We start from the raw sequence: 26,201 nt of genomic DNA, 5'->3' as shown, positions 1-26,201 counted from the left end.
GATGGGGCCGGTCATCTATTTTCAGACCACCGGCACGCAAACTCTTCGCGTGCAAGCCCGCGAAGATGGTTTCTCGATTGACCAGATTGTCTTGTCGCCGCAAACCTATCTCAACAGTTCGCCCGGCGCGCTAAGAGATGACAACACCTTGTTGCCCAGCACACTCGGAGGCGGCGCTCCACCTCCGCCCAATCAACCGCCGCAAGTTACTGCTTCAGCATCTGTGACCTCAGGGATTGCGCCGCTCAATGTCTATTTTCTCGGAGTCGCGACCGACTCGGATGGATATATCACGGCGACCAATTGGGATTTCGGTGATGGTCAAACATCGAACCTACTTTCTCCGGGTCATGCCTATACCGCTGCCGGAAATTTCACGGCGCGGCTTACGGTCACAGACAATGTCGGAGCCACTGCTTCCAGCACGATTAGCATAACCGTTACCAATCCTGTACAACCGCCACCTACAACCGGGCAACAGGTGCGCGCCATCAGTTGGAACGCGCAATTCGGCATGGGAACCGATAACGTTTATGATTTGAATCGTCAGGCTACCTATATGGCGAATCAATCACCCGATGTCATCGGCATGTACGAAGTTGAACAAAGCGGCGTGAAAAATATGCCGCAACAGTTGACCAGTTTGATGAGCCAGAGAACCGGTGTTACGTGGAATTATTACTGGGTTCCGAAATATCCCGGTTGCACCGAAGGCAATTTCATTCTGACCAAATGGCAAATTGTCAGCACCAGTTATCGCTATTTGAGCTATCAACGCTCGGTCGCTCAGGCAACCTTGAATATCAATGGTAAGGTGGTCAATTTCTTTACCACTCACCTCGACCCCGATTCGTCCGGCTATCGCTCGACGCAAATCAATGAGATGAAAAATTTCATGTCGGGATTTGCCGAACCTCGCATCGTTGCCGGTGATTTCAATGCCGGTCCCGATTGGCCGGAAATTGCTTCGATGACGGCAAATTATTTTGATTCGTGGAACGAAGCCTATAATGCCGGCTCAGCCCTGGCTTACCCGGATAATCCTGTAGTCTGGATGACGCGCACCCGTCGCGGTCGAATCGACTACATATTCTATTCAAGAGGCGCAAGCAACCTCACGCTCACCGGCACCCATATTCCTGACCTGCGCGATTTAAGCAGAACGCCGGTTCAGTATATTGGCACGCTCGATGATAAAGGCGTTCGCCCCTCGGATCACAATATGATGGTGGCAACGTTTCAGGTGCGGTAAACGCAAAGCCTAATTGCATCCGCAAGGAAGGTAGATTTTTTGTGGATGAATAGTTGAATGATAAATGAAAGAGCGTGCGGAGCGATTTAACGGCTTTGCATGCTCTATTCATTTATCGTTGCTCAGGGTTTGGCAGCTTTAAAGTTGTCGAAAATCACGGTTCCCGGCGCTGTCGCTTCGGCTTGCCAGGTTCCGGCTTTCAATTCAAATAACATTGAAGCAAGTGGCACACTCGCAGTGTTCCAGGCTTGAGTTGCGCGAACCACCCAACTCCCCGGTACGCCACCGCTCCCGGTTGCCGTTTCAAAAATCACATTTCCGGTTACCGAATCATGGCGAATCTGCATGAAGCGATGATTAACCGCATCATATGGCATGGTGAATAAATTGGTTTTTACGCCGCCAACCTTCTTCTGACAAATGAGATTGCCGGACTCGACATAAATTCGATAATAGTTATTTTCATCTTTGCCGATGGTCACCATCGCGTCGGCAGCCGTGGTTGCAACCGGCGCTTGCAGCAGTTCAACGTAGACATATCCACCCGAAAAGTTATACATCGTTTGAGAGCGCACGCCATTGTAATGCGAACCCGAAAGATTCTGTTTCAACGCGCCGATTTCCAATCGCTGATTTTTTTCGACCACCAGGACACTGGTATCCGTAAAGCCGCTGAAAACACTATTGCTCAACCATTTCGAGGTATCGAGCAAATTGTCATTGAAATCATCCGCTAATAACACGGTTTCCGTTGACGTATAGGTGAAGCCATTGGTTAAGGTCGCGCTCTCACTATTGGGATTTGTGACGGTTACATTCACCGCCCCGCCTGCGTGTGCAGGCGTCGTCGCCGTAATCGTTGTGCTGCCGACGACGGTAACATTGGTGGCAGCAACTCCACCAAAACTAACCGTTGCGCCGGTCACAAAACCGGTTCCGCTGATGCTGACCGATGTACCTCCATTAATGAGTCCGTTGTTCGGCGTAACCCCGGTGAGGATGGGCGCAGTATTCGTACCGCCGAAAAACTCTGACATATTCGCAGCAGTTGCCGCAGCGCCCGGATAAGCCGTCAGCCCTAAGGCTTCGGCAATGAGCCTCAGGGTATTTTCATGTTGATAAAAAGTTGTCGATTGATGATTCTGGCGAGTGCGCGAACTGACCACCAGCATCGCCACGTGTCCACCCCCGTGCTCTAAATCGTCATTTGCCGATTCATCAAATACGATGACCAGCAAACCATCCTGTTGAAATTGCGGGCTGGCAATCAACGGGTCAATATTGGTTTTTAACCAACCATCGGCGCGCGCCAGTTTTTCGGTGTCTGTACAATTGGGCGTGCTCTGCGGACAGTCATGCGAGTTGTTCAATTGATTGGGAACGATGAATGAATAGTTGGGCAGTTGTTGATTTGCCAGATCATCGGCAAATTGCGCAAACGGCACCAGTTTGTTGGTCTGCGGGGGCGAATCCAGTACATCCGAAAAATAAGCGAACGGATTATGCCGTTTAACATAAGGGTATTGATCGCCGCCTGTGTAACCAACCGATGGCAAACTTTCTGCATAAGATTTCCAACTCTTACCATCCGCAATCAGACGGCGAACGATATTATCGACGGTTACGGGTCCCGAAAAATTTGAATCATTGGTAATGACCTGTCCAGTGGTCAGCCAGAAGTAGTTGCCTATCGACGGTTGCGTGTTCGCAAAATAATTGGTTGCGAGTCCATATCTCGATGCCAGGGTGTTGAGGTAGGGCATCGCCGGATTGCCAATCACATCCGAATAACGATGATTCTCTTCAACCACCAGAAAGACCTGTCCAAACGAAGGCACAGGCGATGACCCTGTATAAGTAAATCCGTTGGTTAGCGTCGCACTTTGATTGTCGGGATTGGTAACCGTCACGTCCACCGCCCCGGCGGTGTGCGCAGGCGTTGTTGCAGTAATTGAAGTGGCACTTACAACATTGACATTGGTTGCGGGTGTTCCGCCAAAACTCGCCGTAGCGCCGCTAACGAAACCTGTGCCGGAAATCGTTACCGTCAAACCACCGGCTACTGTGCCAGTGTTTGGTGAAATGCCGGTAATGGTCGGCGCAGGCGCGGGCGGCGCGTTATAGGTGAAGCCATTGGTAAGCGTCGCGCTTTGATTATCGGGATTGGTTACGACTAGGTTTACGATTCCGGCTGCATGCGCAGGTGTAGTCGCATTAATCGTTGTACTGCTCAACACACTGACATTGGTTGCCGCGGTTCCTCCGAGTGTGACGGTCGCGCCGTTTACGAAATTGGTTCCGCTGATGGTGATTGCCGTCCCGCCATCGCTTGAGCCGGAATTGGGCGTGACTGAATTGATGGTTGGCGTTGCTGCTGGCGGAACCCCGGTTTCAGGCAAGATGGTGTTGTCATCTCTCAACGCGCCGGGCGAACTGTTGAGATAGGTTTGCGGCGACAAGACAATCTGGTCAATCGAGAAACCATCTTCGCGGGCTTGCACGCGGAGGGTTTGCGTGCCGGTAGTCTGAAAATAGATGACCGGCCCCATCGCCCCGACGCCCCAGCCATTATCCTGCCAGCCCCAGTTTGATAACCCGCACCCCGAACAATCTTCCAGATTGATGACCGTTGAATCCGTCGAATTGATTCGGAAAACTGCCTCGTTGGTTGAGTTGACGCTATCGGAAAACTGCACGAAATAGGAATCATTATAAGGCGAATTATTTGCCGCCTTGCTGCGTGTCCACAAGCGATAGGGAATGCCACCTTGGGCATTGAAGGTCAACTCGAAATAGTGTGCGGGACTGGCGAGCGCGGTTATCAATTTTGGCGCGCCGAAATCGACATTGGCAATCGCCGCGCCTCCGGCTGCCGTGGTATCCGCAACCACCGAGAAATTTCCGACTCGTACACCAGCCTCAGATGCATAGAGCACCACGTCCGGCAACGGCGTTGATGAAGTGTAGATATAGCCGCCGCCGAGCGTCGCGCTTTCATTATTCGGATTCGTAACCGTGACGCTGACGCCCCCGACACTATGCGGTGGGGTGGTTGCGGTAATCGCCGTGCTGCTTGCGACATTCACATTCGCCGCCGCAATGCCATCAAAAGTGACGGTTGCGCCGCTCACAAATTGTGTCCCACTAATCGTCACTTGCGTGCCACCATCAACGGTTCCCGAATTGGGCGTCACCGACGTGATGGTCGGTATGGTCGATGAGGAAGGTGAATAGGTAAAGCCGCCCGCAGCGGTCACACTTGCCCCTTGATAATAATTGGCCACCACGACATCAACTGCACCGGCGCTGTGGGGCGGGGTTCTTGCAGTAATTGTAGTGCTGTTTAAAACGGTTATCGTAGTCGCGAACACCCCATCAATTTTTACCGTCGCTCCATATGTAAAATCGGTTCCGCTGATGGTGATTAAAGTATCTCCACTAGCAGACCCGCTATTGGGGGTAATCGAATTGATGGTTGGTGGTGAAGGCGGCGCGACATATTTAAACGCATTGAGCCGCGAAACACTTTGATTATCGGGATTGGTGACGACCACATCTACGAGACCCGCTGCATGCGCAGGCGTCGTCGCGGTAATCGTGAAACCGCTATTGGTGACCGAAACATTCGTCGCCGGTTGACCGCCAATGAGTACAGTTGCACCCGTGACGAAATTCGCACCGGTAATCGTCACCGTAGTTGCGCCCGCAGGATTGCCGGTTTCGGGCGCGATTAAATTGATGAATGGCGGTGGCGCAGTGGTCGAACCGGTATAAGTAAATGCATCACTCAACGCGCCTCGTCCGCCGTTACTGTTGACCACGACTACATCCACCAGACCGTTCGCATGCGCCGGAACCCGCGCGGTTATCGTCGAACTATCGACAACATTGATATTGGTTGCCGCGAGGTTGCCGACACTAACTGACGCGCCGCTTGCGAATCCCGTCCCGCTAATGGTTACGGTGGTTCCGCCGAAATTAGCGCCAGAGGTTGGCATCACCGATGCCACCGTCGGCGGGTTTGCGGGCGGACTTCCCGATGCCGTGATAAAGCTGATGACCGTACTGCCAGCCGTCCGGTTTGCCATAGTTTTTCCGACGACGCGCCAGTAATAAGTTACACCGGGAGCTAGTCCCGAAACCGTGAAGGTCTCGGCAGTCCCGGGTCCCGGCGAACCGGTTTGCACATCGGCTGCGATTAACGGAGGCGTCGCATTGGTGCCGAAATAAATATCATATTTGTGCGCCCAGTATCCGCCTTCCCACCTGAGAGCCAGGCTGGTTGGTTGATCGGTTGCGCCATTTGCAGGCACGCGACTGGTCGGCGCATCCGGCGGCAGCGGAACAAACGGTTCCATTTCAATATCGGAATTCCATTTGCGCTCGAATTCATTGACGAAGAAATTAAAAAACCAGGGCTTGACCGTAAAATAGTTATGCTCCTGTTGATAGTTGGAAGACGGGCCTGTCCAGTTTGACGAACCGAAAATCGTCAATCCTTGCCCGTACAGCAAAACGGTTTTCTGATGGTTCAACCCCAGATGTTTCCGATGTTTGACCTGAACCCCTGCCAGATACATCTGATCGACATTCCACGAATGCCATAATCGTTCAGGGTCGCGGTATTGCTCCGGTTCGGTTAACAGGCGTGTAAGAATGCCGCGATTGCTAGCCGCAATCATCGCATTGGTGAAATCCTGATTGGTAATGCGATACATGATGGCATCAACTTTTTGAGTTTCATGATTGAGGAGATAAACCGTACGGTTGCGAAAATCTTCTGTACTCAAAGAACTGGGGGGAAAATTTAACTCCGGGTCAATTGGCGTTATCGCATACCTGCGAGTTAATGGCCCGGTGATGTTGGCATAGTTTCCATATAAAACCGTGTCCGTCCATAAATCGTCAAATTTGGTTTTAAAACTATTCACCACCGCCGGGTCATCGCTGAAATAGATGACTTCATCCTGATAGTTGGTATACGGCGTGAACGGCTCAAAGGCAGCGTTATAATTTGCGCCGCTGAATTCGACTTTGCCCTGCCCGGCAAAAATCATGGCTTTGTTGTGCAGGATGCCTTCGTTCAATTTATAGCGCATAGGAATTCCTGCGGCTTGTAATTGATCGAGAATTTGTTGATTGCCGAAATAGGTGGGATTGGCTCTCGGGTCAACGATAACCCGCACATTCACTCCGGCATTTTTTCGGCTAATCAGTTTTGTCGCATAGGACGTATCCTGCATAAACCAGAATGCCACATCAATGCCAACGGTTTCCGCATCAATCAACCGCCAGAGCGGGGTGCGACAATCTTCAAAAGCGTTATCACACAAACGCTCCTGAGCCTTGACCTGTGCGGTTGTAAAACAAATGATTCCCCAAAAGATAAAAAGGTAGCGATAAAAATTTGGGAGGATAAAATTTTTTTTAGTCATAAACCTCAGACCTTTTAGAACACCGGGAAATTCATCCGGCGTTTGAATGCGATAAGTGTGCCAGCAGTTTTAAATCACCCGGTTTTTTTCATCCACCTGAACGATGTTGATTTCATAATCTCAAACCAAGTGTTGCCATCTGGTATTTCAATAGTCTGAGAGAGCAAATGGCTGTGAAATTGCAAAAAAACCGCCTTTCATCGTTTTGAAAAACAAGTAATCGAAACACACCCCCTATAATTTTGCCCCAAGTCAAGCTTTTCCAAGGAAGCGCATCACCTGATGCTTGCAGATTTGCGAGTATCTGAAGATTCCGGCACAGGGGTTTTCATTCTAAAAGGAGTTTGATGAATAAAATTGCAACAGCAATGCGGGTTTATCGCTCGCAAGGTTTTAAAGGAGTAATTCTGGTTTATCCGCAAAAAATCCGCAGGTGGCTTTTTGAAAACGATCATTGGTGGGCAGGCAAACTCATCGAACTGAAGGGCAACACGGCAATGCTGGATGGCTGTATCTTCGACCTTCACAGCCCGTTGATTTCAACCAGCGTAAAGAGCCAGTTTCTTTTGAATCGTTATGAAAAAAATGAGCGGAAATTATTAAAGCTTTATTTCAACCCTGAACTTCCGGTCATCGAACTCGGCGCTGCGGTTGGCGTGATGTCTTGTTTGACCAATAAAAGACTGGTGAATCCCCATCACCATATTGTCGTTGAAGCAAACGCCGACCTCTTGCCTTTACTGGAAATCAATCGCTTGTTAAATGGTTGCAGTTTCAGGGTTATCCACAGAGCCATCGCTTATGGTCGTAAACAGGTATTGTTTAAACAGAAAGCCAATTTTCTGGCGAGCAGTGTTCAAGCCATCAATGGAAACCCGCTCAGCGTTTCGACCATTACGCTGAAAGAAATTCTCGATGAACAGCAGTTTGAACTGTGTACCTTGATTTGCGATATCGAAGGCGGAGAAAGAGATTTGATTAATTACGAAATTGAAACCTTAAAAGAGCGCGTGAAAACCATCATCCTCGAAGTTCACGAATGGTCACTGGGAAAAGACGCAGTAAATCAGACCCTTTTAAAATTGCAGCGCAACGGCTTCAAACACCTTGTTGAACTGGGCATCAATCATGTGTTTGAGAATGAGCATTTGTTAATCTGAATAGCAGTAGAAGATTCACTATTTTGCCAAGCCCAACAGCAACCAATTGACATCAGGCTCCCCGTAATTTTCCTCATTCAATTCATCAAGGCGTCGAGTTCAATGACGTTGTAAAGTTCTTTTACGGCACGAGCCGTCGCGGAACCCGGAAGATAAAAAAGTTCTTCAGCCACACGCTGCCGCTCTTTCGCCTTCTGCTCAGGTGCTGCGAACCCTTGCTCAACCGCTTTCAGGGCTTCCGGCACATCGCGCACACTGATGGAGACCGCTTCCAGCATCCGCACATAATCCTGATGAATGTTGGTTCGGGCAATCAATTCGGGCATTTCAATGCGTACCACCGGACGATTCAATAAAAGGTATTCAAAGCCTACGGAACTGTGGTCGGTTATCAATACATCGGCTGCGGCAAGATAGGGGCAGGCATCACTGTTTTCAGCCAGATGCCCGTTATATTTTTTTAAGATGGGTTGTAGACGTAAGCCCCAATCTATTCCGCCTGAATGTCTGTAATCGCTTTCGCGTGAGCGGTCATGAAGTTTTACTATCACGTTATAACCGGCTTCACATAGTTTCTGAACCAGCTCAACCCCAAATGCATTTACCGAAGAGTAAGGCGACCAGGTTGGCGCATACAACACACTTCGCCGCGAGGCATCCAGGTCAAATGAAGTCAATAAACTATCGCGCTCTAAAGACCCGTCAATCAGACAATCGAGTTTGGGCATGCCAATCAATTTGGCAGACTCGCTGTTTCGATCCAGCGCCCCGCTGTTTTGATAATTGTTCAAGCGTCGTTGATTGATAAAAAACAGCCGATGCCAATGGCGCATTGATTGAACCGGCGAATCGTAAACATGCCCATATTTACCGGCTACGCCATGAAACATCTGAATGCGGCGGGTGCCACGCGGCAATTTCACCCACAATTGATCGGCAGTCAGATAAGCATCAAATTTCAGGAATGCCGCAAGCGTCGGTTGAATGGTTCGCACCTCTGCACACACGTCTTTATAAATTTCTTTACAGTTGCGGGGGTTTTCGCTCGACGTGAAATAAAAGCGGATGCGTTTATCTTTTCGCATCGCCCGATGAATCGGCGCAACGATGGCGTAATTCATGGGCGTGCGCGAATCGACAAGCACCGCCCGGCTATCAGGATGGCGCAGGCGTTGCCACTTTTCATCAACCTGCCGGATAGATTTAAAAACCGTGGCTAAATTCATAGCTGTGCAATTCGAGGCGCAGGGCATCACCGGCGAAGCCAGAACACTAAATCAAAGGCGATTTAAGAATAAATTTCCGCGACCCTTGCTTGATGTCCAACGGTTATCAGCTTGCCGGTTTGGCTTGCCGGTTTAATCGTTTCGATGTTGGGCAAAATTTCATGCAAGGCTTTTTGATAGTCTTCCGGGTAATCAATCTCAATCCAGGGAAGCCCTGCGGTGCCGATGACATTTAAATGGCGCATGGTTGCAAATTCACCAAAGGCGCGGGGTGCCCAATCGCGCAGACATCCGCCTGAAATTAACGCATCCATGATATTGACCAGAACCGGCGCATCGGATTTTCCGAATTTTACGATGCCGAGATTTTCGCCATCGGCTTCGTCAGGCTTCATCGTTTTATTAATCTCGATTACTCGCTCGCCTTCTACTTTGACCTTCATCTCTTCATCGCCAAGCAGCATTTCCAAACGATTGACCGGTTCCATCAATAGCGCATTTTTGTAAGACGATTCCAGCAAATTGGTGAGCAATCGCGGGTGAAACAAGACATCGGAATTGAGTACCACGAAGCCATCTGAAAGGTATTCGCGAGCCAGCCAGAGCGAAAACAGGCTGTTGGTTTTTTCATAAATACTATTTTCGACAATCCGGGTTTCCGGCTCACAAAATTTGCGAACCCGTTCGCTTTGATAGCCGACAACTACAGTGATGTCGCGGATGCCGCAAGATTTCAGCGTTTGCATTTGCCTTTCCAACAGCGTGCAATCACCGATTTCCAGTAAACATTTCGGGGTGTTGCCGGTGGTGCCATTCAGGCGTATGCCTTTTCCCGCAGCCAGTATGATGCCTCTCATTCACACTCCTTCATCAGGTCGCGCCTCAACGAATTTCAGCGACATTGGGTTTCGTCGGTAGCCTTTCGCCGCGTCGGTCTTTCCAGCGTTGGCGAATCACTCCGGCAAAAAAACAGAGTTCCAACTGCTGTTCAAAACTCATCTCAACATCCCGTTGCAGATAAGCCATCAGCATCTTTTTCAGGCGTTTGCAATACGAGCGAAACATATAACGCGGGACGCCTGCGATGTGCGGAACTTTGGAAAAATCGAGTGAACGGTCTTCCGGTGATTCCATGTTGAAACGTCCCTGTTCGTAAAGCCGGGCGCGGCTGATGCCGTTCCAGTAAAACCATCGGCGAAAGTAACGCCTGGTTAAACGTTCGGCGGCAATAATGTGATGAATCACCATTCCCGGCGCATAAAAACCCTGAAGTCCCGCGGCGCGCGCCCGCAATCCCCATTCGCGAACCTCCTGTCCGAGCAGGGTTCCGGCTTTGCGCCCCATGCGGTTATCCCAAAGTCCTGCGCGAGCAAAACACTCGCGACGAAAAGCCAGGTTGACACCGAGCGGCACATGGCTTTGATCAAATTCACGCGGGGCATTGCCATAATCGAGAAGCGCGATGACCGACCAGGGGCGACCGGGATGGTCAGGCAACCACTGTGGGCGCTTGCCGCCCCAGATGGGTAAAACCTTGCCGCCGACAAAATCACATTTCAGTTCATCAAGCGCACCCGCAGCCTGCTGTAACCAGTCTTTTTCGACACGCACATCATCATCCGTGGTCAGGATAATTTCGCCGCGCGCCGCCTTAATTCCGCAATTTAGTGCCGCGCATCTGCCCTGCTCTTTTTCAAATAAATAGTGCAATGCAACGGGAAAATTTTTTGCGGCATCGAGAACCACCGGGCGCGTATCATCGGTTGAGTTATTATCCACTACGAGCAATTCCCAGGGTTCATCGGATACCAACGCGGCAAGGCTTTGCAGCGTAGCGCGTAAATCTTCTGCACGATTGTAAGTTGGGATAATGATCGAAAATTTCATTGCAATACTCGCTTGTCAATTTAATGACCGGTTATCCGCTTACCGGGTTTCGCAAACCTGAAATTGATTGAATCAGGTGCTGCACGGTCGAATGTTTTGACCCAGCTTCGATTTTTTCAAGCGGTTATCAGGCAAACGAAATTTGCCGATCAATTCCGTCAGCCGTTTATCCAGAGCATTGTTGAGATAGAGACATTCATCCAATGCAATATCGTAGCTGCGAATCACGCGGTCAAAAATTTTCCGATAATGACTCACCAACGAATCCGAAATATTCAATTGTTTGGCAACCGTGGTCTGTGACAGCGAAGCCTGATTGAAATAGCAATGCCAGGCAACTTCTATCAGTTTGCGAAAGCGTTGGGGTTTGTTTCTCACCTCTTCAAGGCATTGATCCAAAATGGTATCGGCAAGCGAGTTCATTCGTTCAGCGCACTCTTTTTCGATAATCACCTCTTCGGGCGTCGGCTTATCATCAATGATGCTGATTTTAATCGGTTCCGGTTGGGCATTGGGGGTTTCGATGGGTTCATCCATCGAAATAATTTGTGAATCGTCAATCGCCAGTTTGGATTGCGCCAGTGAACGCATGGTTCGCACGTCGGCAGGTGAATCGATGGTTCTGAAAATCTCAACCAGCAACCCGGTCAATTCAGCGTTTGAGATAACGATTTGTGAACTGCTTCCGCGTCCTGCCCGGCGCGTGTCGCGCATACGAAAGGCAACCTCTTTAATCAGCTCAACCATGTCCTGGGATTGTTTCAGCGGTTTGTTCGCGGGCCATTCCGCCAGCCCATAAACCTGGAGCACCATTTTTGTCGAGGAAATCGCTTTATTGAACTGGCACGGTGCGGACGCCAGTTGACGCGGGCGACTGAAACAGCGAAATTCCTTTTTCGTCATCAACAGGTTACTGATGCGACGCGCGATGCGATAGGATTCGGGAAAGCGTTTTCTGAGCAACCGCGAAACCAGATTGGGAATTTCGATGTCATACAATTCATGTTCTATCTTTTCGTGCGTATAACCTTCTTCGACATAAAAGCGCCAGCGATCTTTTTCCTGTAATTTCAAATACAGGTCTTGGGTGAGGTCTGAATAAGTCTCTTTCAGGTTGACCCCGGATAAATCCCTTGAGACCTGAAGCGAGCGAATCGCCGAATGTTTTGAAACAATGTGATAAAGTTTTGTCCAAATTAATTCGGCATCGCCGTTGTCAATCAGTTGAATCCAATCTTCGCGGTAATTCCCGCTTCTCCCATCCCACTGTTTCATTACTGCAACCATAATCATCACCTCTTTAATTGAGGGTTAAACCTCTGGTTTGTTTTCTTCTCAAAAAATAATGTGCTCGGAAATCAATCTATTTTGTACGGCGATTGATCGACCCACGTGTGAGCTAACGGTGTGGGCTGGCAACTGCTACGGCAGCGTTTTGTAGATTTTCCCATTGCCCTTTTTCTGATGAATCGTTTGTATCGTTGGTGTAATCATTCGCGGAAATATCCAGCACGTCGATGACTTCATCAACCACTTCCCGACTAATGTGGTGATGCCCGCCAGCGTATCCATAAAGCAACGCATTATCACAAATGTTATTGATGACGCGCGGAATGCCTAAAGACACCTGAGCGATTAAATCCACCGCTTCCGGCTCGAAAATATCAACTCGTTCGGCTCCGGCGGTTTTCAATCGAAAGCGAATATATTTATTCACTTCCGGCGGCGTGAGCGGCAGTATCTTGCAGCGCAAAGAAACCCGTTGTTTCAGTTGACGAAGTTGCGGCTGGTTGAGTAATCCTCGCAATTCGGGTTGACCGCATAGAATGACCTGTAAAAGTTTTTCGCTGTTGGTTTCAAAATTGGCAAGCAAACGAATCTCTTCCAGCAGCGCATTTGATAGCCCATGCGCTTCGTCAACCACGAGCACGGTGCGCAAACCTTTTGAGTGGCGAATCGCCAGCGTCCGACCAATGGCATTCAACAAATCGGCTTTTGAAACGGTTCGCGGCAATCCGAGTTTCAAACCATCGGTGAACAGTTCAAAAAATTCGGCAACTGTTAAATAAGGATTGAAAATATAGACCGATAAAATGTCGTGCCCGAATTGTTGAATCATCGAACGCAAAGTGGTGGTTTTGCCGGTTCCCACTTCGCCGAGCACCACGACGATGCCTTTACTCTGTTCGACACCGTATTTTAAATTGGCGGTGACTTCCAGATAGCTTTCGGTTTTGAAAAGGTATTTGGGGTCTGGGGTCAACCCGAATGGAATTTTTTTTAATTGATAAAAATCTCTATACATAAACTATCTCCTGAAGGCTTTCAAAAATCGCCATCTTGAAGCGTTTTTGCGAGGTTTCGCCTTCGGTTTGTTTTTATAGGTTTTGTTACGGCTGATTTTGGCTTGATGGGTGCGCCGCAATTGTTGATGCAATCGCACAACTTCGGGGCTGGCGGCACGCGGCACCGTAACCGGGCTTGGTAAATTACCATTAAGTGAATTGCTCGAATCCGGTGGAGTTGCCGATTGGTGTTCAACCGGTGAGGCACTGTCATCAAGGGATGGTTGGGTTGGTAAATCCACCGGTTGAACCTGGGGAATCGTTTCAACCTGCGCCTTCACATATCGTTTGTAAGCCAGAACCGATGTCGTAATGATCAGCATAATTCCGACCATCAGTAGAACAACCGATAAAGGCTTTTTCGACCTCGCGGATTCACCGGCAAAAACCGTAGAAGGGACTTCGGGCTGTTCCAGGTCAAATGGCGCAGGCAATTGCCCTAACGGTTGCGGCAGATTGGTTTTCGAGTCGTCATCAAAAACCCATGAGGTGCGCTCATTAGCGGTTGTTTGTGTAATGGTGTCGGGGGCTTTAAATGGCTCGTCAACAGAATCATCCTTTTCGTCAAACTCTTTAAGAATCGCCGAAAGCGGTTCATCTTCAGTGACTCTGACAAAATTGCGAGCAACAGTTGTGCTGCCCGGTATTTCAGCGACTTCAACAGATTCGTTGACCGACAGTTCATCCAGGAAAATTTCGTCGGGCAAAATTTCTGCCGCCAGAGGCTTTTCAAGACAGGCGGCTAATTCAGCCTGTAAAAGCCCGGCATTTGAAAAGCGGTGTGCCGGGTCTTCTGAAAGTAATCTGGAAATCATCGTCGAGAGGGTTTCGGGAATTTCCGGGCGAATGAGATGCGCCGGAGGCATTTTTTGCAAACTGATTTTAGATTTAAGCTGTTCGGGGGTTGCGCCATTAAATGGCAAAGCATCGGTCAACATCTCGTAAAGCACAACACCCAGAGCATATAAATCACTGCGTTCATCCGGTTGTTTTCCGGTTAATTGTTCCGGGCTGCGATAAGATAGACTGCATCCCGATGTTCGTCGTTCATAAGCCCACGGTCGAACCGGCGTTGCAGGGATGCCGAATCGGTCAACGGTTACTTCCTCAATGTCATTTACCCATATGCAATCGGGTTGCAATTGCAAATGCAAAATTTCTTTACCGTGAGCATATTGCAAAGCTTGGGCGATTTGCCTGGCAATCCCTATGGCTTCCTCAACCTCAAGCCAGCCCCGGCGATTGAGCACCTCCCGTAAACTGCTTGTTGCTTCGTGATGTTCCGAAACCGCGAAATGGATGCCTTCGAGTTGTTCCGGCTTCGCTGCATAGACGATATTTTCATGGGTTAGCTCAGCCGCGGCGCGGGTCTCAAGCAGGAAAGCCAGTAGGTCGCTCTCTTCGGCATCGTCGGTTGGTGAATAAACCCGCAGTTTCACCAGCGATTGTTCAACCGTATGATTTTCTCGCGCAATAAACTGGCGCGTCTTATACGCTGGCGCAATCTCTTCGATTAACGAAAACCGATACAGGAGTGGCGCAAAGTCGTGACCTGAAACTTTGCGCACGACCATTCCAGCGCCATTTGAAATAAGTGTGTCCTGCTTTATTTTCTCCAAAATCGCTACCTTGAAAACGCAACGCGAAATTTTTGTTGGTTGTTTTTTGAGACTCTGAACTCAAAGCAACAGGGATGCCGCATTATGGAAATTATTGATGTAGACATAATGAAGTTACTGCTACGCATGAATATTGATGTGAATGTTGCTTTCATAATTTTTTTGCGGCAATAAACCGGATTTTGGGCGGGATATTTGGGGAATGAGCGCACTGATTCAGTATTCTCAATGTAGGAGAATCGCACACCATCCAATAAAAATTCATACAACTGCACGCAATAAATCCAGAAGCGTTTTCATTATGAACTCATAATAAACACCGTGTACGGGAAAGATTCTTGACTTGAGATTTTGCCGTTCATATGATGGGGTGGCATACGGTTTAATCCTCCACCACATAAAAAATAAATAGACAATCCCAACAGATGCCTTTTTTGTTGATGATTGCGTAAACGGAATCGAATGATTCAAAAGCCTACTTTGATCATTGATTGCAGGTGCGGTTGCGTCCCTTCACGTGTGTGTTACTAACCTGCCCATTGTCCTGCCCCTGTGTTTTATCCCTCAACAAAACGCCCCTGAAACACAAATAAAGTTCTTTCTCTGTTGTAAAAGCAGTAAGCATTTCTCAATGAAGGAGAAGTGTGCCGGTCGTCCGACTAAAATTTCTTGAGGAGAGATATGACGTTTAAATTTTTCTGGAGAACGTTGACAGCCCTTATTCTTTTATTTTTTTTAAGTCTCACATTTTTCAAAAGCCATGCCCAATCCCTGAGCGACCCGGAACTTCCCAGAATTTATCTTGATACCACGATGCCCCAGTCAGCCGGGCAAACAATTTATGTTTCCGCAGGCGGAAATTTTCAATCCGCGCTCAATTCGGCATCCCCCGGAGACCGTATCGTACTGGAAGCAGGCGCAACTTTTGTCGGCAATTTTACCCTTCCAAATAAAAGCGGTTCCGATTGGATTATCATTCGTTCTTCTGCCGAAGTCGGACTGCCTGCGCCGGGCACGCGCCTCAGTCCAACGGCTGCGGGGTTGTTGCCCAAGCTCATCAGCCCCAATGCTGCGCCGGTTATTGCTACCGCATCTGGCGCTCATCATTTTCGTTTTGTTGGCATTGAATTCGGTTTAGCGGCAACTGTAAATATAAATTATGGATTGGTGTGTTTCGGCTCCAGCGAGCAAACAACGCTAGAGCAAGTGCCGCACGATTTGGTTCTCGACCGCTGTTACTTTCATGGAAATAACACCGGCGATATTTCGCGCGGGGTGGCGCTTAATTGTGTAAACGGCGCAATTGTTGATTCCTATATTTCCAACATTCATGCAATCGGTTTTGATACCCAGGCGGTTGCCGCGTGGAACAGCCCGGGTCCTCTGAAAGTGGTGAATAATTACCTTGAAGGCGCAGGCGAAAATGTTTTATTCGGTGGCGCTGATCCAGCCATTTCCGGGCTGGTGATTTCCGATATTGAATTTAAGCGAAACACCCTGACGAAACCGCTCTCCTGGAATCCTTATGACGCAAGCTTTGCGGGCATTCGCTGGTCGGTGAAAAATATTTTTGAACTCAAAAATGCCCAACGGGTGCTTATTGATGGCAACGTTTTTGAAAACAACTGGGTGGAATCACAAAACGGCACCGCGATTTTATTTACTCCGCGCAATCAGGATGGCAGAGCGCCGTGGACGGTTGTGCAGGATGTCACCTTTACCAATAACATCGTGCGACACACAGCCGCCGGTGTGAATATGCTCGGTTATGATTATATAAATCCTTCACAACAATTGCGTCGCATTAAAATTAAAAACAACCTCTTCGTGGACGTAGGTGGAGCGCGTTGGGGCGGCAATGGCGTGCTATTTTATTTACTGGATGGAACCGCCGATGTGACCATCGACCATAACACCGCTTTTCAAACCCGCAACATCATCAGCGCCGATGGACAATCACATTCGGGGTTTGTCTATACCAATAACCTCACACCGCATAACGAATATGGCATCATCGGTTCAGGTTACGGACCCGGGCTTTCAACCCTCAATGCCTATTTCCCCGCTTCGACATTCGCAAAAAATATTCTGGTCGCCGGTTACCCGTCACTTTATCCAGCCAATAATTTTTTCCCGGCAACGATGGACGCCGTCGGTTTTGTAGACTTTGCCGGAGAAAATTTCCGACTCGCATCTACCAGTCCATACCTGAATGGCGGAACTGACGGCAAAGATATTGGCGCAGACCTCAATGCTGTCGATACGGCGATTGGTGAAACGGCACCCCCAGTTAATCTACCGCCAACCGTCAGCGTTTCAGCGTCTACGCTTTCCGGGTTCGCGCCCCTGGCGCTCAATTTTTCCGGCAATGCCACGGATGCAGATGGGCAAATCGTGGCTTACATTTGGAGCTTTGGCGATGGGCAATCGGCAACTACCCTGTCACCCTCACATACCTATTTAACCGAAGGCACCTACAGAGCATGGCTCACCGTAACCGATAACCTCGGCGCAAGGGCTTCGGCATCGATAACCATTTCGGTAACCAATCCGCCTCCTGCGCCAACCGATGTGGTGCTGTATGCTGCGGAATCCCTGGTGAAAGTTGGTTCCTGGCAAGTCATCAGCGATTCGACGGCAGCCGGCGGCAGACGTTTGCAAAACCCTGACCTCGGCATTGCAAAATTGAATACCCCGATGACCAAACCCAAGCACTATTTTGAAATGACCTTTAATGCTCAGGCTGGGGTTCCTTATCGACTGTGGACGCGCGGCAAAGCCATCAACAATTCACCATACAACGATTCGTTTTATGTGCAATTTTCAGGAAGCGTCACGCTATCCGGCTCACCGATTTATCGCATCGGCACGAATGATGCCACAGTGATCAATTTAGAAGATTATCTCAACATCGGTTTATCGGGTTGGGGCTGGCAGGATAACGGATGGGGGATTGGCGTGTTGGGTCCGGTCATTTATTTCCAATCAACCGGCACACACACCTTGCGAATTCAACCGCGTGAAGATGGCTTTTCGCTCGACCAGATTGTTTTATCGCCGGTGAATTATCTTTTTGTTTCTCCGGGCACACTTAAAAACGATACGCACATTCTGCCGAAATAATCAGCCTCAGTGAGAAAAATCCAAAACCGGGGAAATCATTTTTCCGGTAGACAAAAAAGCCTTGTAGGATGGTCAATGAAATCCTACAAGGCTTTTTTATTCTCATTTGTAATTTGGAGCCTCGCATTGTTGAGAAAATTTTTAACAATCTTTTAATGATTATCGCCAAGCCTCAAAACCCACCTGCAACCTTTGATTTTTGGGGGTTGCAGGAAGTTTCCAACCAACCTTACTGAATTCCAACACAAGCGATTTTTTGCAAGAACCTCAAGGTTAAGCATATTGAATAGATGTCGAAAACAAACCTCGACAACACGAGTTGAAAATCAAGTAATCAAGCTGATGGTTATTCTCCGGTTATTTCACTGACCTTTAAGACTCCCCTGCAAATTGAGCGACTGACAACTGAATTAACCTCAGCAACAATGGATGTTCGGGTTTATCGCCTGGATGTGCGGTCAACTTATTAACCGCAACCGGTTTCTTAAAAGGCTTATGAAGTATAAAAAAATCCATACCCTCTTAGCCCTTCTGCTTTTATTCATCCTTTCTTCGGCAGCCATTATCTACTCCGTACAAGTCAGACCTTTTCAAACTCAAAAAAGCGAAATTGCAATGCAAAACGTCGAGCAAATCAATCGCTTCAAGCAAGGCTATCAAAATCGCGTTGATGCATTGATTGGTTTCCTTTATTCACCCGGTACGCATTTTGAACCCTTATTGCTTTTTCTGCTCGGCGTCGGTCTGCTTTCAATCGTTACGGGTATAAAAATGATGCGTTCCAAGAGGCTGCATCTCCCTGTAGATACTAGCGGTCAGATAACAGCCGATGCCACCGAACCCATTCATTTACCGATGCCCGAAAACCCAAAACCTTAATCCTTAGATTTCAATCAATGCGAGGTATTCAATGGCAAGCATAAGACCTAGAAGTTTTTCTGAATATGCACAAATGTTATGGCGGCGTAAGCTCCTGTTTTTGGCGGTTGCCGGCGCAACCCTGATTGCCGCCTACATCATCATCAGCCGTTTACCCGATACCTATGAATCGAAAGCGGCGATTGTCGTAACCGGAAAATCCGACGACCGGCAAGCCATCGCCGACCGGGTCGCCGCTGTAAGAGAGCGTTTGCTCAGCCGTCAGATTTTAGAAAATATCGCGGTGCGCCATTTACAGCCCAATGCCATAACCAACTATGCGCTTGATGCGGCAATCAACCGGCTGCGCAAAGACACCAAAGTCGAAACCTTTATGCGCGGTGATTTTCCCGAGCGATTGGCGCTCACTTATCGAAACACCAATCCGCAGGTTGCCAAAGATGTCGCAACCGAACTGGTTGCGGTTTTCGGCAGTATGAATGAAGCGCTCGAAAAACAGTTTGCCGATGAATCCGAATCCTTGAATGCGGAATTGAATGAAGTTGAAAATAGCCTGTCACTATTAAGCCAACGGCGCGCGGTTTTCCGAGGCTCAGGCGGGGGGCGTCCCAAAATTGATATAAACGCCCTGCGCGCCGAACGCGCTGCGGCTCAATCTTCTATTGAAACCCTAACCGACAAACAGTTCGCTCTCGAACGCGAAATCGCCCAACAAAAACAGCAGATTGCCGAACAACAGAAGCTTGTCAAATCTGCGCCCAGCGAAGCCCGTTCAAGCAGTTCTTACGGGGTGTTACTGGTTCGCAAAGCCGAACTCGAAGCGCAGATCAAAGATTACACTCAACAATACACCGACAAAAATCCCAAAGTCATACAGGCGCGCGCCCAACTCGAAGAAATTAACCGTCAACTCGCCCAACTGAGCAGCGATATTCAAAACAGTGGTTCGGCGAGTTCACCCGAAGCGCGTGAATTGCGCACCCTGCAACGCGAACTGGCGCGCCTGGAAACTGAACTGGCGATTACCAATCGCGCCCTTGAAAGAAAACAACAGGCGATTGCGAGTTCGCCAAGCGCCGCTTCGATTAAAACCAGTGCGCCGATCATCACAACACCCGCCGCCACAGATTCAAGTGAACCGGTGGTCGCCGGTAATAGTTATGAGCGATTGAAAAATCGTTACGATTCCTTGTTGCGTCGTCAGGAACGTTTACAGAATGTGCGAGTGACGGCGGCGGGGCTTGACCCCGGTCTCTTTCAAATTGTTGATATGCCGACGGTGCCGGAAATTCCCACAGGACCTGACCGTTTGAAACTTTTAGGGCTGGCTTTGGTGTTGGCGCTGGCGCTTGGACTTGCCGCCGTTGTCGCATTTGAATTCCCGCGCTTGTTTTCCATTCATGACGACCGCGATGTCGAATATTATCTCGGCGCACCGGTGATTGTGCTCATACCGGAAACCCTGACCTCTTCCGAACGCGGACGCGCCAAACGCTTACTGGCAATGCGCGTGGTCGGCATGTTGCTTTTGGCAGCAGTCATTATTCCTGTGCTGGTTTTCATCCTGAACAATTTACGGGTGTTTCAACTGCTCGCCAGTCGTTAGCCAGTAAATTGGGAATTTTTTGCTGAGTGAATTGAATGCATTTTCGATTAACCACAAGAGGTAAAATTATGGGAAAAGTTTATGAAGCAATTGAACGCGCAGAAAGAGAAGAAACAAAACACAACCTGAGCGCCGTACCTTTTCAAAACCCGCACATTGCCGCAAAAGCCGAAGCGCGAGAAACCGCCAATCAATTCGATTTTATTGATTACTCGCTCAATGCCAAACCGGCAAGCGAAGTCAGCCAACGCCTGCACGAAGAAGCCATAGCGACTTTTTCGCGGCGTTCGATGATTGAACCGGCAACCCAAGTCAAAATTGATTCGACCCGCATTGACCCGCATCTGGCTGCGTTTTTTGATTCCAGCCTGATGGCTTCCGAGCAATACAACAAACTGGCAATCTCGCTGATTGCGGAAAAAGAAGAACGCCCCTTGAAAAAAATTCTCATCGCGTCAACCCATCGCGCCGAAGGTCGAACCTGCGTGGCGCTCAATCTGGCTTGCGTACTGGCACGCGCCCGGCAAAAGGTTCTGGTCATTGATGCCGATTTACAACGCCCTTCGGTTTTGCGATGCCTGGGAATCGAAGCCCAGGAAGGGCTGACCAATGTCATTCAGCAAAACCTCTCACCCGGTCAGGCGACGATACAGGTTCAACCGTTTGGCTTTCAAATCCTGCCAACCCGCGAACAGGTAGAAAACCCGACGGAACTTTTCACCTCGCCCAGATTTCGCGAAGTTCTGGAAATGCTCGAACCCGAATTCGATTTTATGTTGTTCGACTCTTCGCCCCTGTTGCGGGTCAATGACGCAAACCTCCTGGTGCGAATGACCGATGTCATTGTCTATGTCATTCGCGCAGGCAAAACCAGTTCTCTGCAACTGGGTAAAGCGGTTCGCGCGCTGACGCCTGAGCACATCTTTGGGGTGGTGCTCAATCGCACACAATCGTGGGCTGAAGAGTTGTAAATCAATATTCCGCTCTGTCGAACTGAGAAAGGTTTACCGCAAAGAAGGCAGTAGTTCCTCATGATGTCTAAAAACGGTTCAAGAAGTTTTGCCCTGTTGATTTTTGAAAGCTGGTTAACCTGTTTGTGTGGCATAGCGGCAATTTTCATCAGATTCAATGAAGATGCGATTGAGGTGTTAATCCAGGGTAACGGCTGGCTGAAAATTCTGTTATTGATGCTGGTCGTTCAAGGCGCTTTTTATATTTCTGACCTTTACGATTTCCGAATGATTCGTAATCGCACAACCCTTTATCTGCGCATCCTGCAAGCCATCGGTCTGGCGGCTATCGTTTTGGCGGTAATTTTTTACGCCCTCCCGCAATTGATGCTGGGACGCGGGGTTTTTCTGGTGAGCCTGATATTGATGCTCACCATGATGATTTGCTGGCGCATCTTCGTGATGTGGTTAATCGGTCATCCGCGATTGTCGGAACAGGTGTTGATTTTGGGAACCGAAGAGAGCGCCATCAATGTCGCCCGCGAAGTGCTGGAACGCCAGGAGGGAGGCTATCAAATTGTCGGCTTTGTCGGCGATGACCCCGGTTTAATCGGCAAAAGTTTGATCAACCCCAGAGTCATCGGCTTGACCTCAGATTTAGCAACCATTGTCGAGCATTATCACGTTGACCGCATCGTCGTTTCGTTGAATGACCGGCGCAAACGCCTACCTTATCTTTCGCTTCTCGAACTGCGACTGCGCGACGGCATCGCCATCGAAGAGTCCACCACTTTTTACGAACGCCTGACCGGCAAAATACCGACCGAATTGTTACGCCCGAGCTGGTTGATTTTTTCCAACCATTCACGGTTGGCGCGAATGTATAAACACGGACGGCGACTGTTGGATATTATTGCCGCCGCCGTCGGAGTTGTTTTGTCGCTGCCGGTGATGTTGATTACCGCCATTTTAATCAAGCTCAATTCACGGGGGCCAATTTTCTATACGCAGGAGCGCGTCGGCAAAGGCGACCAGGTTTTCACCATTGTGAAATTCCGTTCGATGACCACCGATGCGGAAAAAAATGGCCCGGTTTGGGCGCGCGAATCCGACAGCCGTGTGACCCGTGTCGGGCGCATTATTCGCAAACTGCGCATTGATGAGATACCGCAGTTTTTCAATGTCTTGCGAGGCGATATGAGTTTGATTGGCCCCCGTCCCGAACGCCCGCAATTTGTTGAAATGCTGGCTCAGGAAATTCCTTTCTATTCGCAACGCCACCTGATTAAACCGGGACTGACCGGCTGGGCGCAAATTCGCTACCCCTATGGCGCTTCGGTTAAAGACGCGATAGAAAAATTTCAATACGACCTCTATTACATCAAAAACCAATCGCCGGTGCTCGATTTAATCATTGTTTTTGAAACCATCAGGATTGTGATTTTTGGACGGGGCGCACGTTAAACGACGCCTTGTTTGAAGGATTCCGCGCCAAACCCAACGGAGGAATGATGAACCAAAAAATCTTTACCAGATTGCGCTTTTACCTTTCGCTAATAAGTTTTCTCCTGGTCGTCGGAGTGATTGCGACGCCCGATGTCCGGGCACAGAAAGCGGATGAGAAAGTCACTGCTACGATTAACCCCGATGATCTGACCGATCCCTTTTTCAAAAAGGTATACAAAGATTTTTACGAAACCTACAAACTGGGACCGGATGATGAACTCGCCATTCGGGTGCTCAATCAACCGGATTATTCGCTGGAAAAAATCAAAATTTCACCGGTCGGTCGCATCTACCATCCCTTACTCGGTGATGTTGAAGTCGCGGGCTTAACGGTTGACCAACTCTCCGAAAAACTCGCGGTCGACTTAAGTCAGTACATCATCAATCCCAAATTGAGTGTGTCATTGCTGGAAGCCAACAGCGCAAAGATCGGCGTGCTTGGCGATGTCACCCATCCCGGCATTGTCGTGATGACCCGTCCCATGACGGTTCTCGACGCGCTATCGGCAACCGGCGGGGTTTCCGACCTCGGCAATAAATCGAATGTCACACTCTTACGACAAAGCGGGTATGACCGTCCGCAAACTTTAAAAATCGATGTCAAACGCATTCTTGAAGGCAAAGCCAACCCCGAAGAAAACCTTCGCTTGCAAGCCGGTGACACCATCATTGTCCACGGCAACAAACGAAAGAAAATCGGGCAGGTGACTTCTCTGCTTGGCTTCGGAAATTTTCTGGCATTTCTATTGGGTCGATAATCCTCATCGCCAAGGCTACCGCCAAGTGCCCGATGGTTAAAAAATTATGGATAGCATTTATCGAGCGAGAAATGGAATGAAAAAAAGATCACAGTTGGAACAAACGCCCCTTTCTATATTTGTCCGCGAGCGATTGACTGAACTCGGCGTCAGTCAATCCGATTTCTGCCGCCTCACCGGATTTGACCAGGGATTGCTTTCAAAGGTGCAAAGCTCGTTAGTGACCAATCTCACTTTAGAAAGCGCACTGCGATTGAGCATCGGTCTTTGTGTTTCTCCGCAAAAAGTTTTTGGTCTGTTAAACCGACCGGAATTTCATGACCTGATTGTCAATGCCTATGCGATTGATATGGCGGATTTATCAATATTAAAGGCAGAAGATTTACCGCCAGCGGTCATTGAAATTTGTCACATGGCGTTGCGCGCTCACCTGCAACATCACGACCTTGAAAAAATCAAACGCGCTTTATATCCGATGGCAGTGGCTCATCGCGCACCTGATGAACCGCAATCCGGCGAAAAAATCACCCCGATAAGAGGTAGAGATGAGAGCTGAAAAAATGCGCCTGATGGTTTTAACCCACGGCAGTTTAAAAGCCATCGTCATCATCGAACGCTTGCTCGCACTCGAATGTGCAGAGGTGGTTGCGGTCTTTGTTGAAACCGAAACCTCTAAAAGTTATACGCTGAAAGAAAAAATCAAACGTTCGATTCGCTACGACGGGGTTTTCGGAACCATAAAAAAATACTCTAAAAAATTTTTGCCGCCGCTCAGAAAAACCGCTGTGAAAAACTTAAAGCCTTCCCGTAGCAGCTATGAACGCCTGCGAGATTTAGCTACGGATTCCGGTTTTTTGGCGCATTTCGTCAGCAATTTCCATTTGCCGGAATCGCTTGAACTGATGCGTCAAACAGAGGCTGACCTGGGCGTTGTGCTGGGCACCAATATTCTTAAAGAATCGGTATTCTCGATTCCCAGACTCGGCTGCATCAATACTCATCAAGGGCTTGCGCCTTTCTATCGCGGCGGACCGCCGGTTTTCTGGGAGTTATTCAACGATGAAACCGAAGTCGGATTAACCGTTCATTTCGTCGCCGCCAAAGTCGATACCGGCGAAATCATCATTCAGGAAACCCTGCCACTGATTTACGATTACCGTTACGGTCTCAACTATGAACCGTTCATCGAAAGCTTTCGCGAGAAACTATCAGACCGGGCAGCAGAATTGGTGCCGCGCGCGGTTCAACTATTAGCTGACGGCAAAGCCATTTTAACCCCGCAAAATATCGCCCTCGGTAAACGCTATCGCTTGCCGGTGAAAAAAGAGAAAGACGAATTGCGTCGCCGATTGCGCGCGCGGTTGCGCCAGCAAAGTTCGGCTATTCAGGAAAACGCAGAGGTGAGCAACCAATGAAAACTGCGGCTCGCCATCTGATGCGTGTGACCGGCGCATTCACGCCTTTTCGATTATTTAATCGCAATCGGGCGCTGATTTTGATGTATCATCGCTTCAGTGCGCGAGATACTCACGACACCATTTCAGCAAATGCCTTTCGCCAACATCTCGAATACCTGACCGCGCATTATCGCGTCGTGGCGCTTTCCCAAATTGGTGAATTCTTAAATCAGCGTGACCCTTTCCCCCCAGGTCTTGCTGCCATCACCATTGATGACGGTTATCGCGATGCGTATGACATTGCGCTTCCTTTGCTGCAACGTTTTAATGTCCCGGCAACGCTTTTCGTGGTTACGGATTTCATTGACCACAAAAGATGGCTTTGGACAGATATATTGAAATTTCTGTTACCACGTACGACTCGTCGGTTTGTCGAACTCGCTTTGAATCATCAACAGTTGAGAATCGAACTCAGCGATACCCCGGCAAAAATCCGTGCCGCCACCTGTCTCAATGCTTTTTTAAAAACGTTACCGAATAACCTCAAAGACTCATTACTTGCCGATTTAATTATCAAGCTTGGCGTCGCACTCCCCTCTGAACCAACCGCTGAATTTCAACCGCTCAGTTGGGATAAAGTTCGCGAATTGGACAACGCAGGGGTGGAGATTGGCTCGCACACCGTCACTCATCCGATATTGACGAATATCGATCAGCCACAACTTCAATTTGAATTGCGCCAATCCAAAACCGTGCTTGAAGAAAAGTTGAATCGAACCGTCGAGCTTTTCTGTTACCCGAACGGCAATTATGACAAACAGGTTTTAGCGGAAACTGCCAAGGCGGGTTATCGCCAAGCGGTAACCACCGATGAAGGGTTGAATGAGGTTTCGAGCGCGCCTCTCAAATTAAAACGATTGGCAGCCGAAAGCGACCTCACACGATTCATACAAATCACCAGCGGATTTGAACAGGTGAAATCCCGTATACGCAATGCGCGTCGTTTAGCTAAACCGAAATCCGCGCGGCAAACGGCTCAAACAGCAGAAATGTAGAGG

The 26,201-nt window shown here is 48.9% G+C and carries 18 protein-coding genes; 11 read left to right on the top strand and 7 right to left on the bottom strand.

Features of this window, described 5'->3' with window-relative positions:
* Positions 1-1,252: endonuclease/exonuclease/phosphatase family protein (locus AB1757_10890; protein ID MEW6127531.1), on the top strand; the 1,252-nt coding region annotated here is incomplete at its 5' end.
* Between the two features lie 122 nt (positions 1,253-1,374).
* On the opposite strand, the gene AB1757_10885 is transcribed toward AB1757_10890, so the two are convergent.
* Positions 1,375-6,687: an IPT/TIG domain-containing protein gene (locus AB1757_10885; GenBank protein ID MEW6127530.1), complete on the bottom strand. Its 5,313-nt coding sequence runs from the start codon at positions 6,685-6,687 to the stop codon at positions 1,375-1,377.
* A 347-nt stretch (positions 6,688-7,034) separates the two neighbouring features.
* Between AB1757_10885 and AB1757_10880 the strand changes: the two genes are divergently transcribed.
* Positions 7,035-7,847: an FkbM family methyltransferase gene (locus tag AB1757_10880; GenBank protein MEW6127529.1), complete on the top strand. Its 813-nt coding sequence runs from the start codon at positions 7,035-7,037 to the stop codon at positions 7,845-7,847.
* 77 nt (positions 7,848-7,924) lie between these two features.
* Here AB1757_10880 and AB1757_10875 read toward each other — a convergent pair whose 3' ends face one another.
* The 6 genes from AB1757_10875 to AB1757_10850 all read right to left on the bottom strand — a co-directional run bounded on the left by AB1757_10875 (position 7,925) and on the right by AB1757_10850 (position 14,879).
* Positions 7,925-9,073, bottom strand: a complete 1,149-nt coding sequence (locus tag AB1757_10875; protein MEW6127528.1) for a CDP-glycerol glycerophosphotransferase family protein — start codon at positions 9,071-9,073, stop codon at positions 7,925-7,927.
* A 62-nt stretch (positions 9,074-9,135) separates the two neighbouring features.
* A complete protein-coding gene (locus tag AB1757_10870; protein ID MEW6127527.1) occupies positions 9,136-9,930 on the bottom strand; it encodes a phosphocholine cytidylyltransferase family protein in 795 nt (264 codons plus the stop codon).
* A 25-nt stretch (positions 9,931-9,955) separates the two neighbouring features.
* Positions 9,956-10,960, bottom strand: a complete 1,005-nt coding sequence (locus AB1757_10865) for a glycosyltransferase family 2 protein (GenBank protein ID MEW6127526.1) — start codon at positions 10,958-10,960, stop codon at positions 9,956-9,958.
* A gap of 72 nt (positions 10,961-11,032) precedes the next feature.
* Positions 11,033-12,247, bottom strand: a complete 1,215-nt coding sequence (locus AB1757_10860) for a hypothetical protein (protein MEW6127525.1) — start codon at positions 12,245-12,247, stop codon at positions 11,033-11,035.
* Positions 12,248-12,359: 112 nt separating this feature from the next.
* Positions 12,360-13,265 carry an AAA family ATPase gene (locus AB1757_10855; GenBank protein ID MEW6127524.1) on the bottom strand — a complete coding sequence of 302 codons (906 nt, stop codon included), beginning with the start codon at positions 13,263-13,265 and terminating at the stop codon, positions 12,360-12,362.
* Between the two features lie 3 nt (positions 13,266-13,268).
* On the bottom strand, positions 13,269-14,879 hold the full coding sequence (locus AB1757_10850) for a serine/threonine-protein kinase (GenBank protein ID MEW6127523.1): 1,611 nt from the start codon (positions 14,877-14,879) through the stop codon (positions 13,269-13,271).
* Between the two features lie 753 nt (positions 14,880-15,632).
* On the opposite strand from AB1757_10850, the gene AB1757_10845 reads away from it, so the two are divergent.
* The 9 genes from AB1757_10845 to AB1757_10805 all read left to right on the top strand — a co-directional run bounded on the left by AB1757_10845 (position 15,633) and on the right by AB1757_10805 (position 26,198).
* Positions 15,633-18,047 carry a PKD domain-containing protein gene (locus tag AB1757_10845; GenBank protein ID MEW6127522.1) on the top strand — a complete coding sequence of 805 codons (2,415 nt, stop codon included), beginning with the start codon at positions 15,633-15,635 and terminating at the stop codon, positions 18,045-18,047.
* Positions 18,048-18,662: 615 nt separating this feature from the next.
* Complete coding sequence (locus tag AB1757_10840; protein ID MEW6127521.1) at positions 18,663-18,926, top strand: hypothetical protein; 264 nt, start codon at positions 18,663-18,665, stop codon at positions 18,924-18,926.
* Between the two features lie 31 nt (positions 18,927-18,957).
* Positions 18,958-20,532: a Wzz/FepE/Etk N-terminal domain-containing protein gene (locus AB1757_10835; GenBank protein MEW6127520.1), complete on the top strand. Its 1,575-nt coding sequence runs from the start codon at positions 18,958-18,960 to the stop codon at positions 20,530-20,532.
* Between the two features lie 68 nt (positions 20,533-20,600).
* Positions 20,601-21,503: a CpsD/CapB family tyrosine-protein kinase gene (locus tag AB1757_10830; GenBank protein ID MEW6127519.1), complete on the top strand. Its 903-nt coding sequence runs from the start codon at positions 20,601-20,603 to the stop codon at positions 21,501-21,503.
* A gap of 60 nt (positions 21,504-21,563) precedes the next feature.
* Positions 21,564-22,946 carry a TIGR03013 family XrtA/PEP-CTERM system glycosyltransferase gene (locus AB1757_10825; GenBank protein MEW6127518.1) on the top strand — a complete coding sequence of 461 codons (1,383 nt, stop codon included), beginning with the start codon at positions 21,564-21,566 and terminating at the stop codon, positions 22,944-22,946.
* A gap of 44 nt (positions 22,947-22,990) precedes the next feature.
* The gene (locus AB1757_10820; GenBank protein MEW6127517.1) at positions 22,991-23,746 is read left to right on the top strand and encodes a polysaccharide biosynthesis/export family protein; all 756 of its coding nucleotides are present in this window, start codon (positions 22,991-22,993) and stop codon (positions 23,744-23,746) included.
* 76 nt (positions 23,747-23,822) lie between these two features.
* Positions 23,823-24,302 carry a hypothetical protein gene (locus tag AB1757_10815; GenBank protein ID MEW6127516.1) on the top strand — a complete coding sequence of 160 codons (480 nt, stop codon included), beginning with the start codon at positions 23,823-23,825 and terminating at the stop codon, positions 24,300-24,302.
* Complete coding sequence (locus AB1757_10810) at positions 24,292-25,161, top strand: formyltransferase family protein (GenBank protein MEW6127515.1); 870 nt, start codon at positions 24,292-24,294, stop codon at positions 25,159-25,161. The genes AB1757_10815 and AB1757_10810 overlap by 11 nt, the downstream gene beginning before the upstream one ends.
* Positions 25,158-26,198, top strand: coding sequence for a polysaccharide deacetylase family protein (locus tag AB1757_10805; protein MEW6127514.1), 1,041 nt, complete (start codon positions 25,158-25,160; stop codon positions 26,196-26,198). The genes AB1757_10810 and AB1757_10805 overlap by 4 nt, the downstream gene beginning before the upstream one ends.
* Positions 26,199-26,201: the final 3 nt, after the last annotated feature.

The organism is Acidobacteriota bacterium (assembly GCA_040754075.1).
Lineage (GTDB): Bacteria > Acidobacteriota > Blastocatellia > UBA7656 > UBA7656 > JBFMDH01.
This window is presented reverse-complemented; position numbering and strand designations above follow the sequence as displayed.

Coding starts and splice junctions, on each gene's coding strand:
- AB1757_10885 (MEW6127530.1), bottom strand. CDS start 6,687: ATGACTAAAAAAAATTTTATCCTCCCAAATTTTTATCGCTACCTTTTT.
- AB1757_10880 (MEW6127529.1), top strand. CDS start 7,035: ATGAATAAAATTGCAACAGCAATGCGGGTTTATCGCTCGCAAGGTTTT.
- AB1757_10875 (MEW6127528.1), bottom strand. CDS start 9,073: ATGAATTTAGCCACGGTTTTTAAATCTATCCGGCAGGTTGATGAAAAG.
- AB1757_10870 (MEW6127527.1), bottom strand. CDS start 9,930: ATGAGAGGCATCATACTGGCTGCGGGAAAAGGCATACGCCTGAATGGC.
- AB1757_10865 (MEW6127526.1), bottom strand. CDS start 10,960: ATGAAATTTTCGATCATTATCCCAACTTACAATCGTGCAGAAGATTTA.
- AB1757_10860 (MEW6127525.1), bottom strand. CDS start 12,247: ATGGTTGCAGTAATGAAACAGTGGGATGGGAGAAGCGGGAATTACCGC.
- AB1757_10855 (MEW6127524.1), bottom strand. CDS start 13,265: ATGTATAGAGATTTTTATCAATTAAAAAAAATTCCATTCGGGTTGACC.
- AB1757_10850 (MEW6127523.1), bottom strand. CDS start 14,879: ATGGTCGTGCGCAAAGTTTCAGGTCACGACTTTGCGCCACTCCTGTAT.
- AB1757_10840 (MEW6127521.1), top strand. CDS start 18,663: ATGCAAAACGTCGAGCAAATCAATCGCTTCAAGCAAGGCTATCAAAAT.
- AB1757_10835 (MEW6127520.1), top strand. CDS start 18,958: ATGGCAAGCATAAGACCTAGAAGTTTTTCTGAATATGCACAAATGTTA.
- AB1757_10830 (MEW6127519.1), top strand. CDS start 20,601: ATGGGAAAAGTTTATGAAGCAATTGAACGCGCAGAAAGAGAAGAAACA.
- AB1757_10825 (MEW6127518.1), top strand. CDS start 21,564: ATGATGTCTAAAAACGGTTCAAGAAGTTTTGCCCTGTTGATTTTTGAA.
- AB1757_10820 (MEW6127517.1), top strand. CDS start 22,991: ATGATGAACCAAAAAATCTTTACCAGATTGCGCTTTTACCTTTCGCTA.
- AB1757_10815 (MEW6127516.1), top strand. CDS start 23,823: ATGAAAAAAAGATCACAGTTGGAACAAACGCCCCTTTCTATATTTGTC.
- AB1757_10810 (MEW6127515.1), top strand. CDS start 24,292: ATGAGAGCTGAAAAAATGCGCCTGATGGTTTTAACCCACGGCAGTTTA.
- AB1757_10805 (MEW6127514.1), top strand. CDS start 25,158: ATGAAAACTGCGGCTCGCCATCTGATGCGTGTGACCGGCGCATTCACG.